Annotated in this window: 13 protein-coding genes and 1 tRNA gene; 1 reads left to right on the top strand and 13 read right to left on the bottom strand. The window is 50.6% G+C overall.

Annotation, left to right across the window (positions count from 1 at the left end):
* Positions 1 to 35: 35 nt before the first annotated feature.
* The 8 genes from ACZ5EJ_RS02580 to gmk all read right to left on the bottom strand — a co-directional run bounded on the left by ACZ5EJ_RS02580 (position 36) and on the right by gmk (position 8560).
* Positions 36 to 986 carry an HpcH/HpaI aldolase/citrate lyase family protein gene (locus tag ACZ5EJ_RS02580; RefSeq protein WP_011633720.1) on the bottom strand — a complete coding sequence of 317 codons (951 nt, stop codon included), beginning with the start codon at positions 984 to 986 and terminating at the stop codon, positions 36 to 38.
* A 250-nt stretch (positions 987 to 1236) separates the two neighbouring features.
* Positions 1237 to 2745: a glycogen synthase GlgA gene (gene glgA, locus ACZ5EJ_RS02585; RefSeq protein ID WP_074455464.1), complete on the bottom strand. Its 1509-nt coding sequence runs from the start codon at positions 2743 to 2745 to the stop codon at positions 1237 to 1239.
* 20 nt (positions 2746 to 2765) lie between these two features.
* Complete coding sequence (pgi, locus tag ACZ5EJ_RS02590) at positions 2766 to 4400, bottom strand: glucose-6-phosphate isomerase (protein ID WP_074455514.1); 1635 nt, start codon at positions 4398 to 4400, stop codon at positions 2766 to 2768.
* Positions 4401 to 4428: 28 nt separating this feature from the next.
* Positions 4429 to 5607: an acetyl-CoA C-acyltransferase family protein gene (locus tag ACZ5EJ_RS02595; RefSeq protein ID WP_074455465.1), complete on the bottom strand. Its 1179-nt coding sequence runs from the start codon at positions 5605 to 5607 to the stop codon at positions 4429 to 4431.
* Between the two features lie 9 nt (positions 5608 to 5616).
* Positions 5617 to 6948 (bottom strand): ATP-dependent protease ATPase subunit HslU, encoded by a 1332-nt coding sequence (hslU, locus tag ACZ5EJ_RS02600; RefSeq protein ID WP_074455466.1) that lies wholly within the window; start codon positions 6946 to 6948, stop codon positions 5617 to 5619.
* 34 nt (positions 6949 to 6982) lie between these two features.
* Positions 6983 to 7504 carry an ATP-dependent protease subunit HslV gene (gene hslV / locus ACZ5EJ_RS02605; RefSeq protein ID WP_011633725.1) on the bottom strand — a complete coding sequence of 174 codons (522 nt, stop codon included), beginning with the start codon at positions 7502 to 7504 and terminating at the stop codon, positions 6983 to 6985.
* A 195-nt stretch (positions 7505 to 7699) separates the two neighbouring features.
* On the bottom strand, positions 7700 to 7903 hold the full coding sequence (rpoZ, locus tag ACZ5EJ_RS02610) for a DNA-directed RNA polymerase subunit omega (RefSeq protein WP_074455467.1): 204 nt from the start codon (positions 7901 to 7903) through the stop codon (positions 7700 to 7702).
* A gap of 51 nt (positions 7904 to 7954) precedes the next feature.
* On the bottom strand, positions 7955 to 8560 hold the full coding sequence (gene gmk / locus ACZ5EJ_RS02615) for a guanylate kinase (RefSeq protein WP_011633727.1): 606 nt from the start codon (positions 8558 to 8560) through the stop codon (positions 7955 to 7957).
* 138 nt (positions 8561 to 8698) lie between these two features.
* On the opposite strand from gmk, the gene ACZ5EJ_RS02620 reads away from it, so the two are divergent.
* Positions 8699 to 8775 (top strand) — tRNA-Val (locus ACZ5EJ_RS02620).
* 66 nt (positions 8776 to 8841) lie between these two features.
* Here ACZ5EJ_RS02620 and nudB read toward each other — a convergent pair.
* From nudB to wecB, 5 genes are all read right to left on the bottom strand, one after another.
* A complete protein-coding gene (nudB, locus tag ACZ5EJ_RS02625; protein WP_011633728.1) occupies positions 8842 to 9324 on the bottom strand; it encodes a dihydroneopterin triphosphate diphosphatase in 483 nt (160 codons plus the stop codon).
* 13 nt (positions 9325 to 9337) lie between these two features.
* Positions 9338 to 11119 (bottom strand): aspartate--tRNA ligase, encoded by a 1782-nt coding sequence (gene aspS / locus ACZ5EJ_RS02630; protein WP_074455468.1) that lies wholly within the window; start codon positions 11117 to 11119, stop codon positions 9338 to 9340.
* Between the two features lie 64 nt (positions 11120 to 11183).
* Positions 11184 to 11501, bottom strand: a complete 318-nt coding sequence (locus ACZ5EJ_RS02635; protein ID WP_011633730.1) for an FmdB family zinc ribbon protein — start codon at positions 11499 to 11501, stop codon at positions 11184 to 11186.
* Positions 11502 to 11613: 112 nt separating this feature from the next.
* The gene (locus ACZ5EJ_RS02640) at positions 11614 to 13065 is read right to left on the bottom strand and encodes a mannose-1-phosphate guanylyltransferase/mannose-6-phosphate isomerase (RefSeq protein ID WP_074455469.1); all 1452 of its coding nucleotides are present in this window, start codon (positions 13063 to 13065) and stop codon (positions 11614 to 11616) included.
* A gap of 63 nt (positions 13066 to 13128) precedes the next feature.
* On the bottom strand, positions 13129 to 14241 hold the full coding sequence (gene wecB / locus ACZ5EJ_RS02645; RefSeq protein WP_074455515.1) for a non-hydrolyzing UDP-N-acetylglucosamine 2-epimerase: 1113 nt from the start codon (positions 14239 to 14241) through the stop codon (positions 13129 to 13131).
* Between the last annotated feature and the right edge of the window lie 346 nt (positions 14242 to 14587).

Raw genomic sequence — 14587 nt, forward strand, 5'->3', positions numbered from 1 at the left:
TCAGTGCAGTTATTTTTCAGAGGTTCCTTGAATACTTATTTGCTTTTGGCAGCAATCGCTTCTGCCATTTTGACGATGTTGTTTGCCATTCTTTCCGAGGCAGCATCGATCAGCTTGCCATCCAGTGCTGCTGCACCTTTTCCTTGAGCAGCAGCTTCTTTCATTGCCGCCAGTATCCGCTTGGCCTTGTCAATCTCAGCTGCTGGCGGGGTAAAGACCTCATTAGCCAGCACAACCTGGGAAGGATGAATAGCCCATTTTCCTTCACAACCCAATGCAGCGGCTCGCCTGGCGGCCAGCTTGAACCCTTCCGGATCCTGAATGTCTCCAAAGGGGCCATCGATCGGCCGCAGACCAAATGCGCGGCAGGCAACGGTCATTCTGCTGATGGCAGCATGCCATTGATCACCTGGGTAGTCCGGGTTGAGTCCACCGATATTGGTGGTGCGGGCACGATTGCTGGCGGCGTAATCAGCTACGCCAAAATGCAGTGCTTCCAGACGTCCCGCAGTTCCCTTGCGAGCGATATCTTCAACATTGGCCATTCCCAGCGCGGTTTCAATCAGTGCTTCCACCCCAATCCGGTTTTTCAACCCCTGCTGCATTTCGAGCTGATTGAGCATGGCTTCCACCATGTAGACATCTTCATAAACTCCGACTTTGGGGATCAGCAGCGTATCAATCTTGTGCCCGGCCTGCTCAACCAGATCAACCACATCGCGCACCATATACTGAGTATCCAACCCATTGATACGTACAGAAAGAGTGACACCATGGCTTTTCCAATCCAGATCATTGATGGCCTGGATGATATTTTTTCTTGCCTGGAGCTTGTCATCCGGTGCAACTGCATCTTCCAGATCCAGAAATATGAAATCCGCTCCGCTTTTCAGTGCTTTTTCAAACATTTCAGGGCGGGAACCGGGGACGGCCAGCTCGCAGCGTTGTACACGCGGTGTTTTGCTTTCATACAAGGTATGACTCATTCTTCCTCCAACAGATTAAATACGATGTTATGTGTGAATATCGAAATGCATGGTGCGCTGTGCGCAAACGTCACAGCTGTCCATAAAGGATTGCCAGGTGTATGGGATCCAAGCCGGAAATAAACTGCTCCCCCGGGGGATAAAATCAGATGCACAGAAGTGATGTTCTTGAGTAATTTGACAGCGTTGTTCGCCAGATCAGCGAAATTATAGCATTGACGTCGATCCGATTTCAGTCAATCCTGATCTTTCACGCAGTGCTGGCGGGCCTGTTCTTCTGCATGAGCAGCGAATAAATGGATTGATATGCCGAAGCAGATGCCTGCCAGCTAAAATCCTTTTGCATGCCGTTACGCTGCAGGTTTTTCCAGAGCCTGGTGTTGTGATAAGCATTAATGGCTCGTTTGATTCCTTCCATGAATGAATCAGCAGTCATCTCGTGAAAGTGAAAGCCGCTTGCACTTTTATCCGCCAGCGTTTCAGGAGTCAGATCCACTACAGTATCCATCAGTCCACCAGTGGCATGTACAACGGGAGGGGTGCCGTAGTGCTGGCTGTACATCTGATTCAAGCCACACGGCTCAAAACGAGAAGGCATCAGAAAGCAATCCGTGCCGGCATTGATTAGGTGTGACAAGGCTTCGTCATAACCAATACGGACTGCTATTTTTGTAGGGAAAGCTTGTGCCAGGGCAGCCAGTTGTTGTTCCAACAGTGCATCTCCACTTCCCAGCAGTGCTAACTGGGCAGGTAGATCAGCCAGCATGGGCGCTACCTGCAGCATGATATCGCTGCCTTTCTGGTGTGTGAGACGACTAACGGTTCCAAATAATGGAATCGCCTGGTTATTTTCCAGCCCCATTGTCTGCTGCAAGGCAAGTTTATTGGCGGCTTTTGCCGACAGATTCCTGCTGGTATATTTTTTCACAAGATATGGATCGGTTGCCGGGTTCCAGATGGCGGTATCGATTCCATTGACTATCCCGGTAATATCGTCGCTGCGCTTAGCCAACAGCCCCTGCAAACCGAATCCCAGTGGTTCCTGCTGGATTTCCCGGGCATAGCCAGGGCTAACTGTAGAAATATGGTCGGCGTAATAGATTCCTGCCTTGAGGAATGACAGGTTGCCATAAAATTCAGCGCCGTGCATGCTGAAACTTTCATCCGGTAGACCCAGTTTTGCTACCTCATCAGACGGAAAGTTACCCTGAAAAGCCAGGTTGTGCAGCGTTATCAGGCTGGCTGCTTTTTTTCCCGAATGGAAATGAAGATAGGCTGGCGTCAATCCGCTTTGCCAGTCGTTACAATGAACGATATCTGGTACCCAGGCAAGCGGACTGGCATCACTGGCGAGAAGCGCGCCAATTTTTGATAATAAGCCGAAGCGCTGTGCATTATCCGGCCAGTCCTGCCCGGTATCATCCAGATAAATTCCGCCTGTACGCTGATAAAGCGCTGGGCAATGGATAACGTATAAAGGCACACTGACAGATTCGTTAATCTGTAACCGGGAAGAAAGTAGTGTGGCGGGTGGGAAATGGGGTTGCAGATCAAATGTAGCCACTTTGCGTCTGGATTTCAGTCCGGCCAGTACCGCTGGATAACCGGGTAAGAGCAGGCGAGCATCCATTTTCAATGCACGCAATGCGACAGGCAATGCGGCACTGACATCACCCAACCCGCCAGTTTTGCATAATGGAAAAACTTCCGGGGTGACAAATAACACCCGTATATTTTTGCGAGGGGAAGAGGAAGGCATGGCTTGATATATGTTCTGATTTATTGTTGTGTTCTATAAAAATCGATCAGGTTGTTGGTTGATGCATCGTGCCCGGTTACCGGTTTATCTGCAGCCAATTCAGCCAGGATTTTTCCCGCCAGTTGCTTGCCGAGTTCTACTCCCCACTGATCGAATGGATTGATTTCCCAGATCACACTTTGCACGAATACTTTGTGCTCATAGAGTGCGATCAACATGCCAAGGGTTGCTGGATCGAGTTTTTTGAACAAAATCGAGGTGGTAGCTCGATTGCCTGGAAACACGCGATGAGGAAGCAAGCGTTCTATCGCTTCGACAGACAGATTTTGATTTATCAGTTCGGCTCTGACTTCCTGTTCATTTTTTCCGCGCATCAGTGCTTCGGTTTGAGCAAAGAAATTCGCCAGTAACATAGGGTGATGCTCGGGCAGCGAATGCTGGCATTGGCACGGTGCCAGAAAATCAGCTGTAAATTTCTGCGTGCCCTGATGCAGCAATTGATAAAAAGCATGCTGGCCGTTGGTACCGGGTTCGCCCCAGATCACCGCACCAGTGCTGTAGTCAACTGCTTCCCCGGTACGAGTGACACGTTTGCCACAGCTTTCCATTTCCAGTTGCTGTAAATAAGCTGGAAAACGGTGCATGGATTGATCGTAGGGCAGGATTGCCTGATTGGTTACATGAAAAAAATTGATTTGCCAGACTGCAATCAATCCCAGCATAACCGGCAAGTTTTTCTCAAAAGGCGTGGTCAGGAAGTGTTCATCCATTTTCTGCGCTCCGGCTAGCAGTAAACGGAAATTGTCCATTCCTACTGCCAATGCAATTGGCAGGCCGATGGCTGACCATAATGAATAACGCCCGCCGACCCAATCCCAGAATTCAAACATATTGTCCGGATCGATACCAAACTGGCTGACAGCTGCGCGGTTAGTGGAAACGGCGACGAAATGTGCTGCAATATCCTGTTCACTGCCTCCGCTGGCCAAAAACCATTCCCGCGCGGAATGGGCGTTGGTGAGTGTTTCCTGGGTGGTGAAGGTTTTGGAGGCGATGATGAACAGGGTTGTGGCAGGATTAAGGGGCTGCAATATGCTGGAAAGATGCGCGCCGTCAAGGTTGGAAACGCAATGAACCTGCAGTTGCGGCACATGATAAGGCTTAAGTGCTTCGGTTGCCATCACCGGACCGAGATCGGAGCCGCCGATACCGATATTGACCACATCGGTAATTGGCAGGCCGGAATAGCCCCGGTGCGTGCTGTTGTGAATTTTTCCGGTAAACCGTTCGATCTGCTGTAAAACGCGTTTAACCTCCTGTGTGACATCCACGCCATCTGTAAAAACAGGTGTATTGGCACGCAAGGCGATGTGCAATGCTGCCCGGTTTTCAGTAGAGTTGATCTTGTCGCCGTTGGCCATGCGAGCCATCCAGTCGGCCAGATTTTGCTGTCTGGCCAGTGCCAGCAATAAACGAATTGTCGTTTCATCAACCGGCTGTTTGCTGTAGTCAAGCAAAATATCCTTAAATTGCAGCGAGAATTTGTCGAACCGATGTGGGTCTTCGCTAAACAGGGTGCGTAGCGAGCGGTTTGCCATATCCGGCTGATGCGTGCTCAATGCTTGCCAAGCAGGGGATCGGGTCAGTGTGGACATATCTTTCTCCATAAGATAGGCAGCCGGATCAGTATTTTTCAAAAATTGCAGCGATTCCCTGTCCACCACCGATGCACAGGGTAACCAGTGCATGGCGGCCATTTATGCGCTGCAGCTCATAAATGGCTTTGATCGTCAGTATACAACCGGATGCACCAATCGGATGCCCCAGTGCCACGGCACCGCCGTTCGGGTTGGTTCTATCCGGATCGAAACCCAGTTCCCGGGCAACCGCACATGCCTGGACGGCAAAGGCTTCATTGGACTCGATTACATCTATATCAGTCAGCTTCAATCCGGCACGATTCAGCGCTTGCTTAACCGCTGGTACCGGGCCGATTCCCATATAACGTGGATCTACTCCTGCATGGCCGTAAGCAACCAGACGTGCCATCGGTTGATGATTGTTTTGTGTGGCTGCATGTTCTTCCATCAGCACCAGTGCGGCCGCACCATCATTGATGCCGGATGCATTACCGGCCGTGACTGTGCCGTTTTCCCGGAAAACCGGGGGCAGTTTTCCCAGTGTTTCCATACTGATGTTGTCGCGTGGATGCTGGTCTGTATCGAATATTACCGTACCTTTACGACTGGAAACCTCAACCGGCACGATCTGTTCCCGGAAATAGCCGCTATGAATAGCGTGAATAGTACGCTGATGGCTTTCCAGGGCAAACTGATCTTGCTGCTCGCGGGTAATACGCCATTTTTTAGCGATGTGTTCAGCGGTGATCCCCATGTGCACCTGATCAAACGGATCGGTCAGGGCGCCTACCATCATGTCGGTTGCGATACTGTCATGCATACGCTGTCCCCAGCGCAGTGCGGGCAACAGATACCCGCCACGGCTCATCGACTCAACGCCGGCAGCAATAGCCACATCGGTATCTCCCAACTGCACCGCCTGCGCAGCAGAGATAATCGCCTGCAATCCACTGCCGCAAACCCGGTTCAGAGTAAGTGCCGCTACATGCTGTGGCAGACCAGCTTCCAGCGCCGCCACGCGTGCCAGATACATATCCCGTGCTTCAGTGGGGATAACATGCCCGGCAAACAGGTGTCCGATGCTTGCAGGATCTATATCGGCACGGGCGATGGCCTCTTTAATCGTGATGGCGGCCAGCGTGGTGGGCGCCAGATCCTTCAGTGCGCTGCCGTAATCACCGATTGCGGTTCTTGTGCCACTCAGAATGACAACGTTGCGCATTGAAAATGGTTACAGTACGTAGCGAGCCAGATCTTCGCTCTGCGAGAGTTTGCCAAGACGTTCATCAACATACGCAGCATCAATGACATGTGTGCTTCCGCTGTAGCGAGTGGCATTGAATGAAATGTCTTCCAGCAATTTTTCCATCACGGTATGTAGCCTTCTGGCGCCAATGTTCTCGGTTATTTCATTGACCGAAAAGGCAATCTCGGCCAGTCGCTCGATAGCGTCTTCTGAAAAATTCAGTTCAATCCCCTCTGTTTTCAGTAGTGCCTGATACTGGCGAATCAGGCAGGCATCGGTGTTGGTGAGAATTTGCTTGAAATCATCCGCGCTGAGGCTGTCCAGTTCCACCCGAATGGGGAAACGTCCCTGGAGTTCGGGGATTAGATCCGATGGTTTGGCCAGATGAAAAGCCCCGCTGGCGATAAACAGGATGTGGTCGGTACGGATCATGCCGTACTTTGTGGAAATGGTCGTGCCCTCTACCAGCGGCAGCAAATCGCGCTGAACACCCTGGCGTGAAATATCGGAACTGGATACTTCTGAGCGGCTGGTAATCTTGTCAATTTCATCAAGAAACACGATGCCGTTTTGCTCAACATTCTGCACCGCATTCAGTTTCAATTCCTCATCATTGATCAGGCGGGCGGCTTCTTCTTCAGTCAGTAGTTTTCTGGCTTCACGGATACGCAACTTGCGTGACTTTTTCTTGCTGGCACCCATGTTCTGAAACATACCCTGAATCTGGGAAGTTAGTTCTTCCATGCCTGGCGGGGCAAAAATTTCCATGCTGGCTTGTGACATGGTAATTTCGATATCGATTTCCTTGTCGTCAAGCTCACCTTCGCGCAGTTTCTTGCGGAATTTCTGGCGGGTTGCGCTATTTTCTTCGCTAGGGTTGGCATCAAAGCCTGGATCACGTGCCGATGGTAGCAGGGCGTCAAGTATCCGCTCCTCTGCGCGATCTTCAGCCAGAGGCTTATTCTTCCTGATCTCGTGCTCGCGAGCCTGTTTAATGGCAGACTCCACCAGGTCGCGAATAATAGAATCGACATCCCGACCGACATAACCCACCTCGGTAAACTTGGTTGCCTCGATCTTGATGAAAGGCGCATCAGCCAGCCTGGCAAGTCGCCTGGCAATTTCAGTTTTGCCGACACCGGTTGGGCCGATCATGAGGATATTTTTAGGGGTGATTTCGTGGCGCAGTGGCTCATCCACTTGTTGCCTGCGCCAGCGATTTCTCAATGCAATGGCGACGGATCGTTTAGCAGCTTCCTGCCCGATGATATGTTTGTCCAGTTCGTAGACAATTTCCTGTGGCGTCATATGTGACATGATAGGTTTTCCTGGCTTGGATTAATTCCTGGTGTTAATCGAGCTGCTCAATGACATGCACCTGATTGGTATAGATGCAGATATCACCGGCGATGGTCAGCGCCTTGGCAACGGTCTCGGCAGGGCCCAGATTAGTATTTTCCAGCAGTGCACGTGCAGCCGCCTGCGCATAGGCGCCACCACTACCGATAGCCGCTAGCCCTTGTTCCGGTTCAATGACGTCGCCTGCTCCTGTGATGATGAGAGTGGCTTCATGATCGGCCACTACCAGCATCGCTTCCAGGCGACGCAGGATACGGTCAGTACGCCAGTCCTTGGCAAGTTCGACTGCAGAGCGCAAGAGATGTCCCTGATGTTTTTCCAGTTTGGCTTCAAAGCGTTCAAATAGCGTGAATGCATCGGCCGTGCCGCCTGCAAATCCCGCAAGAACCTTGTCGTGATAAAGCCTGCGTACCTTGCGTGCACTGGCTTTAGCAACGACTGCACCAAGCGTGACCTGGCCATCTCCACCCAATGCTACTTGCCGGCCGCGCCGGACTGATACTATCGTGGTCATATTTTTTGTATTTGGCTAAAAAAACGATTATAACGCCGTTTTATAACGAGATTCAGTTACGGGTGCAGATGTCGCCAGAAGAGGGGCTGTCTTCAAGCAGGGAATCAATCAGGTAGTACCGATTTTATTTGTATGTGGCGGGGAGCTGTGAGGCAGGTTACAGCAGTATCCGCTGGTGGATATCGTGCTGTCTGATTAACGTATTGTATTAAGTATGTCTTCGTTGTATTTTTTCTGTGCTAGCTCGCGCAAGGCAATAACGATCGGCTTGTCGCGTCCGGCATCAATCATTGGCGTGGAACCAACTGATATCTGCCTTGCCCGCACGGTCGCTGCCAGTGTCATATTAAAACGGTTCGGGATCACTTTCAGACAATCTTCTACGGTAATGCGTGCCATGATGGATAACTCCAGTAAAAATTTACAAAAATGTAAAAAACGTAAGGCTGATCAGGAAAATTCAGCAAGCAGAGCGCGCTGCCTGACAAGCTGACGGATTGTTTTCAGCCGTTCAGCCCGAATAATGCAGGAGATTTCCTGTGCTGCTGTCTCCAGTTCGTGATTAACAACGACATAGTCAAATCTATTGAGATGGCTGGTCTCGCTGCACGCGGCCGACAACCGCCGTTCAATGGTCTTGCTTTCATCCAGGCCGCGTTGCTCCAGACGGTTTTTTAATGTTTCCATGGATGGAGGCAGAATAAATATGGAAGCAGCCTGCGGGTAGAGTTCGCGCACCTGTTGCGCCCCCTGACAATCTATTTCCAGCAGGACATCCTGTTCCGCCACCATGGTTTCTTCTATCCACTTGCGTGAGGTGCCATAAAAATTGCCATATACCTCGGCGCTTTCCAGGAATTCACCATGTGCCTGCATTTCCCTGAAAGTTGCGTGATCAACAAAAAAGTAATCACGACCGTTCTCTTCATCCCGCCTGGGGGGGCGTGTGGTATAGGAAACTGAGAGGGTTACATTGATATCCGTTTGCAGCAAAGTACGGATTACACTGGTTTTACCGGCACCAGAGGGTGCGCTGATTACAAACAGACAACTCATAATATTTCGTTTTATTGAAATTCTGGCGTATTTTAACAGGTAAATACCCGGAAACTCCCGGGATTATTTATTGTTGATAATGGAAGTCGTCAATAAATTTGAAGCGGATCGTTGTTTCAGTTAGAATCTTTTTTCTTCAGGCGCGTAGCTCAGCTGGTTAGAGCACCACCTTGACATGGTGGGGGTCGTTGGTTCGAGTCCAATCGCGCCTACCAGAAGACAATCGGATTCTGGTATCTGTTATCGTCACGCGCTTCGGCCCGGCCGTACTCCATTTTTTTCTATGTCTCGTCTTGAGTTCTATTGATCGGGAATTTCTTTGATTTTCGCTCACTTGCCAGTATGCGGATCGCCTGCGCGTTACTGGGAGAAAAGACCTTGTCAGCCGCTTCTTGCCACGGCAGCCAGATATATCCCAAGTGCTCACGCGGAGAAATGACAACCGGTATCGTTTCCGGCAGCTCTAGTCCAAACATGTGCTCGGTATTGTGTGTTATTCCCGGCGGGTAGCGCCAACGCCATTCTTCAAAAAGTTTATAGTGATTTTGTATTTCCCAGTTGCGGAGGATGTAATTGGCAGTATTCAGGCCGGTTTCCTCTCTAACTTCACGCGCAGCAGTCTGCTGCAGTGTTTCTCCCGGATTCTGGCTGCCTGTAACAGACTGCCAGTAACCGGGGTGGTCAGCGCGTTCCAACAGCAACACCCGCAGATCGACCGTGTGGATAACGACCAGAACAGATATGGGTATTTTGTAGACTTGCAACAGACAAATCCAGCTAATCGGTTGTGATATCGGTCTTTCGCAGACGGATATGCAGCTCCCGCAATTGTTTCTCCTCGACGGTACTGGGTGCCTGCGTCAGCAGACATTGAGCGCGTTGTGTTTTGGGGAAAGCAATCACATCGCGGATAGAATCTGTACCGGTCATCATGGCAACGATACGATCAAGACCAAAGGCTATGCCGCCATGCGGTGGGGCGCCGTATTGCAGGGCATCCAGCAGAAAGCCGAATTTCAGTTTTGCTTCGTCATCCGCTATGTTCAATGCCTGGAATACCTTGCTTTGTACATCCTGCCGGTGAATACGGATTGACCCACCGCCAATTTCCATGCCGTTCAATACCATGTCATATGCCCTGGAAAGTGCCTTGCCCGGATCGGTTGCCAGGAAATCCTCATGCCCCTGGCTGGGAGCGGTGAAGGGGTGATGTAAGGCCTGCCAGCGTTTTTCTTCTTCGTCCCACTCGAACATTGGGAAATCCACGACCCACAAAGGTTGCCACAAATTTGTGGCCAGACCGCGTTCATGCCCGATTTTGACCCGTAATGCGCCCAAGGCATCGTTAACAGTTTTGACCTTGTCCGCACCAAAAAATACCAGATCACCATTCTGTGCCTGAGTGCGTTCGAGCATCGATTGCACGACAGGCTCGGGCAGGAATTTCAGGATAGGGGATTGCAATCCCTCCATACCTTTGGTCAGGTCATTAATCTTGATATAGGCCAGACCTTTTGCTCCGTAAATGCCGACAAACCGGGTGTACTCATCGATCTCCTTGCGGGACAGCTCCCCACCGCCAGGAACACGTAGTGCGGCGACTCGCCCACCCGGTTTTTGTGCAGCATCGCGGAATACCTGGAAAGGTACGTCCTGCATCAGATCAGTCAGCTCTGTCAGTTCCAGTGACACCCGCAGATCTGGCTTGTCTGATCCGTAGCGGAACATGGCGTCAGCATAACTGATCCGGGGGAAGGGGTCGGGCAAGCTGACATTGATCACATCAGCAAACAGGCGGCGGATCATGTCCTCCATCAGATCCATGATGTCATTTTCTTGCAGAAAAGAGGTTTCAATATCAATCTGGGTAAATTCTGGCTGGCGGTCTGCACGCAGATCTTCGTCCCGGAAGCAGCGGGTAATCTGATAGTAGCGATCGAACCCGGACACCATCAGTAGCTGCTTGAACAGTTGCGGAGATTGTGGCAGTGCAAAAAAACAACCAACGTTGACGCGCGAAGGTACCAGATAATCACGCGCGCCTTCCGGCGTGGATTTGGTCAGCATTGGCGTTTCCACGTCGATAAAGCCGTGCTGATCCAGGAATACGCGTGTCGCCATGGTGACCTTGTGCCGCAACCGGATGTTGTGTTGCATCGCCGGGCGGCGCAAATCCAGATAACGGTATTCCAATCGTATCGCTTCGCTCAGATTGTCATCATCCATCTGGAACGGGGGAGTGAGCGAAGGATTTAAAATTTCGATAGTGCTGACCAATACTTCGATTTCCCCGCTGGGAATCCCCCGGTTGACTGTCCCCTCGGGACGATGGCGTACCAGGCCGGTAATTTCCAGCACAAATTCATTACGGATTTTTTCTGCAATCGGGAAAGCTGCAACATTATCAGGATCACAAACAATCTGAACGATTCCCTCGCGGTCGCGCAGGTCAATAAAAATAACCCCACCATGATCACGCCGGCGATGTACCCAGCCGCATAAAGTAATTGTTCTACCCAGATGACGTGTGTTGATGGCGCCGCAATAGTCAGTACGCATAAGTGACGTTAATGTTGATTGAATGAAAAAACGGTTCAGATAACCTTGCTGTGTAAAAATCCTGCTAGTCTGTAGCAGGCGCAGACGGCACGGTGGTTGTGGTCGGTGTTGTCGCCGCGGTATTTGCAGCAGTCTTATCGGTGCTGGTAGTTTCCGTGCCGGATTCCTCTTTTGGTTTTGAATCCGGTCTGCCAGTATTCTTGTTTCTGAAATCTGTTACATACCATCCAGTTCCCTTCAGCTGGAAACCTGCAGCAGAAACTTTCTTGACATAATCAGTGCTGCCGCAGGAAGGGCACTTTGCGATCGGAGCATCACTCATTTTCTGTAGATACTCCTTTTCCAATCCACATGCATGGCAGGCATACTCATAGATCGGCATGCTTTTTCTCCTTTAAATAAAGTCTTTGAAAACGGCATTATACTTGACTGCCAGAGCAATTTCCTGGGTGGCTTTGTCTGATCGCGGGCTGTATCAGTCTGGCTCGAGCCTGTTAACTTTCCTTTCTGCCGTATTTATCCTCAAACCGGACGATATCATCTTCTCCCAGATAGGAACCGGACTGGACTTCAATCATTTCCAGCGGCACTCGTCCTGGGTTTTCCAGCCGGTGCGGTGTCCCCAGCGGAATAAAAGTGGATTCATTTTCACTGACCAGAAAGGTTTTGTCTGCCCGGGTAACCTGTGCGGTTCCACGCACCACAATCCAGTGTTCGGCGCGGTGATGGTGCATTTGTAATGATAATGCGGCGCCAGGGTTGACAACAATGCGCTTGACCTGGAAGCGTTCACCTGTATCGATCGAATCGTACCAGCCCCATGGGCGGTATATTTTGCGATGTGAGCGGGTTTCCGGCCGGTTTTTCTGCCGTAGGGTGTCAACGATATGTTTGACTTCCTGTGTTTTGTCCTGATGTGCAACCAGAATTGCGTCAGAAGTTTCCACAATGACTACGTTATTTACGCCGATACAAGCAACCAGTCGATGCTCGGAGAATGCAAGAGTGTCATGACACTCTTGCAATAACACATCGCCGCGTACGACGTTGCCTGATTCATCCTTTGGCAGGGTGTGCCACAACGCATCCCACGCGCCGATATCCGACCATCCGGCTGAAAGCGGAATGATTGCGCCTGGCGGCAAGGTATCCGGATGAGTGGAAAGTGATTCCATCACGGCATAATCAATTGAATCGCCGGGGCAGGCAGCAAAGGCAGTTTTATCAATCCGGTAAAAATCACCATCTACTGATTCCGGCTGCCATGCAGCGCGACAGGCATTCAGAATATTTTGACGGCAGGTATCAATGGCAGCAAGCCAGACAGATGTGCGCATCATGAACATGCCGCTGTTCCATAAATAGGAACCTTCTTGCAGATAATTCTGTGCCGTGACCAGATCTGGTTTTTCAACAAAGCGGGAGATCTGGAAAGTATCCGGCTCGTGTAGTGCAGTACCGTACTGAATATAGCCATAACCGGTTTCCGGCGTATCAGGCGTGATACCAAAAGTAACCAACATACCGCTTTCAGCAAGCAGCATACCCTTGTGAACAGCCGTCTGAAAGGCAGCTATATCTGTGATGACATGGTCAGATGGCATTACCAGCAAGATCGGATCATTCCCTTCCTGTATAGCAGCCAATGCCGCGATCGTCAGAGCAGGCGCGGTATTCCGCCCGAATGGTTCAAGAATGATCTTGCCAGTTTTGCCGATAAGCCGAAGCTGCTCTGCAATCACAAAACGGTACTCCTCGTTGCACACAATGATGGGCGGTTGAATAACGATATCATCCAGCCCATCCAGGCGGCGCACGGTTTCCTGCAGCAGGGAATGCTGATCAACCAGCGGCAGTAATTGCTTGGGATATTGCTGGCGCGAAAGTGGCCATAGCCGTGTGCCTGAGCCACCGGAAAGAATGACTGGGGTAAGGGAATGTTTCATGCTTGCATCAGATTGGTTATGAAGAATAGGGCAGATTTTTGCTGACCATTCGAAATTTTGAATTCAGGGGCGATCCAATTCTCTGGTCAGTATTTCCACGATACGCCGTGCAGCATTGCCATCCCATAAATTCGGCCGGCGTCCCTGCTTGCCGCGTCCTTGTAAAATGTTGTCCACCGCAGACTGTATTCGTACTGGATCGGTTCCTGCCAGTGTGTTGGTACCTTCATCCACCGTGACTGGCCGTTCGGTATTTTCCCGGATGGTGACACAGGGAATTCCCAGGGCGGTAGTTTCTTCCTGCAAACCGCCACTATCAGTCAGAACAACGGTGGCATCCTTCCAGAGATGAAGAAAGGGCATGTAAGCCTGTGGGCCGATCAGTGTAATGTTGGGTCCCAGATCGATATTAAATTTTTTCAGATTGTTTTGTGTGCGCGGATGGGCCGGAAAGATGAGCGGAAGCTGTTTGGCAATCTGTTGCAATGCCTGGCTGATACGTTGCAGCGTTTCAGGGTAGTCTACATTGCTTGGTCGGTGCATGGTGACAACGCCATACGGGCGATCTTTCAGTGACGTTTTAAGTGGATTGGTCTCAAATCCGGAAGTGTCTACTCGGACAAGCTGTTCGACTTGGTAGAACAGATTATCCACCATAACATGGCCGACATAATGAATGGCTGAGGCCGGTTTTCCTTCTCGTAACAAATGCTGTTGTCCACTCGGCTCGGTCACAAAAAACCAGTCGGTAATACTATCTGTCACCAAGCGATTAATTTCTTCCGGCATGCACATATCGCCGCTGCGCAACCCTGCCTCGACATGCGCAACCGGAATGTGCAGTTTCTTGGCGACGATCGAACAGGCCAGGGTTGAATTGACATCGCCGACAACCAGTACCGCATCTGGTTGCTCTGCCAAGCAATATTCCTCGAAGGCGATCATTATTTTTGCTGTTTGCTGTGAATGGCTGCCACCGCCGGCTGCCATAAAGATATCTGGTTGCGGGATGCCCAGCTCCTCGAAAAAAACATCGTTCATTGCCCGGTCGTAATGCTGACCGGTGTGAACAATCTTGTAGGCCAATTTATCCTGCTGCTGCAAAGTGCGGACAATTGGCGCAATTTTCATAAAATTAGGGCGTGCACCAGCAATGAGATGAATTTTTTTCTGCATAATTTTTTCCGCGAGACAGAGACAATGAGCAGGATTGTAAACCTTGAAAACTTCCCGGGTTTCTTTATCTGCCAAAAGATAATTTTGATGCTACCAGTTTTCCTGGGAATCCTCTGAAAAACTGTCTACGTTGCCATCACTGCGTTAAAAACAGGCTCAAAATACTTATTTGTTGCTTGTAAACTGTATTTGCTCGGCGTAAGCGCCTCACCCTACGGGCCGGCCTCACGGCTGTTCGCTGCGCTTTGCTTGCATCACCTGTGGTTGCCTTGCTGACTGCCTCACTAATACTTTTAAAGGATACCTGATAGACAGCAAGTGGCCTTGACTGGATTGCTCCTGATTC

The sequence above is a fragment of the Nitrosomonas sp. TNE100 genome (genome assembly GCF_055387135.1).

Bases quoted from the DNA above. Each gene is read 5' to 3' on its own strand.
- ACZ5EJ_RS02580 (WP_011633720.1), bottom strand. From the start codon at position 986: ATGAGTCATACCTTGTATGAAAGCAAAACACCGCGTGTACAACGCTGC.
- glgA (WP_074455464.1), bottom strand. From the start codon at position 2,745: ATGCCTTCCTCTTCCCCTCGCAAAAATATACGGGTGTTATTTGTCACC.
- pgi (WP_074455514.1), bottom strand. From the start codon at position 4,400: ATGTCCACACTGACCCGATCCCCTGCTTGGCAAGCATTGAGCACGCAT.
- ACZ5EJ_RS02595 (WP_074455465.1), bottom strand. From the start codon at position 5,607: ATGCGCAACGTTGTCATTCTGAGTGGCACAAGAACCGCAATCGGTGAT.
- hslU (WP_074455466.1), bottom strand. From the start codon at position 6,948: ATGTCACATATGACGCCACAGGAAATTGTCTACGAACTGGACAAACAT.
- hslV (WP_011633725.1), bottom strand. From the start codon at position 7,504: ATGACCACGATAGTATCAGTCCGGCGCGGCCGGCAAGTAGCATTGGGT.
- rpoZ (WP_074455467.1), bottom strand. From the start codon at position 7,903: ATGGCACGCATTACCGTAGAAGATTGTCTGAAAGTGATCCCGAACCGT.
- gmk (WP_011633727.1), bottom strand. From the start codon at position 8,560: ATGAGTTGTCTGTTTGTAATCAGCGCACCCTCTGGTGCCGGTAAAACC.
- aspS (WP_074455468.1), bottom strand. From the start codon at position 11,119: ATGCGTACTGACTATTGCGGCGCCATCAACACACGTCATCTGGGTAGA.
- ACZ5EJ_RS02635 (WP_011633730.1), bottom strand. From the start codon at position 11,501: ATGCCGATCTATGAGTATGCCTGCCATGCATGTGGATTGGAAAAGGAG.
- ACZ5EJ_RS02640 (WP_074455469.1), bottom strand. From the start codon at position 13,065: ATGAAACATTCCCTTACCCCAGTCATTCTTTCCGGTGGCTCAGGCACA.
- wecB (WP_074455515.1), bottom strand. From the start codon at position 14,241: ATGCAGAAAAAAATTCATCTCATTGCTGGTGCACGCCCTAATTTTATG.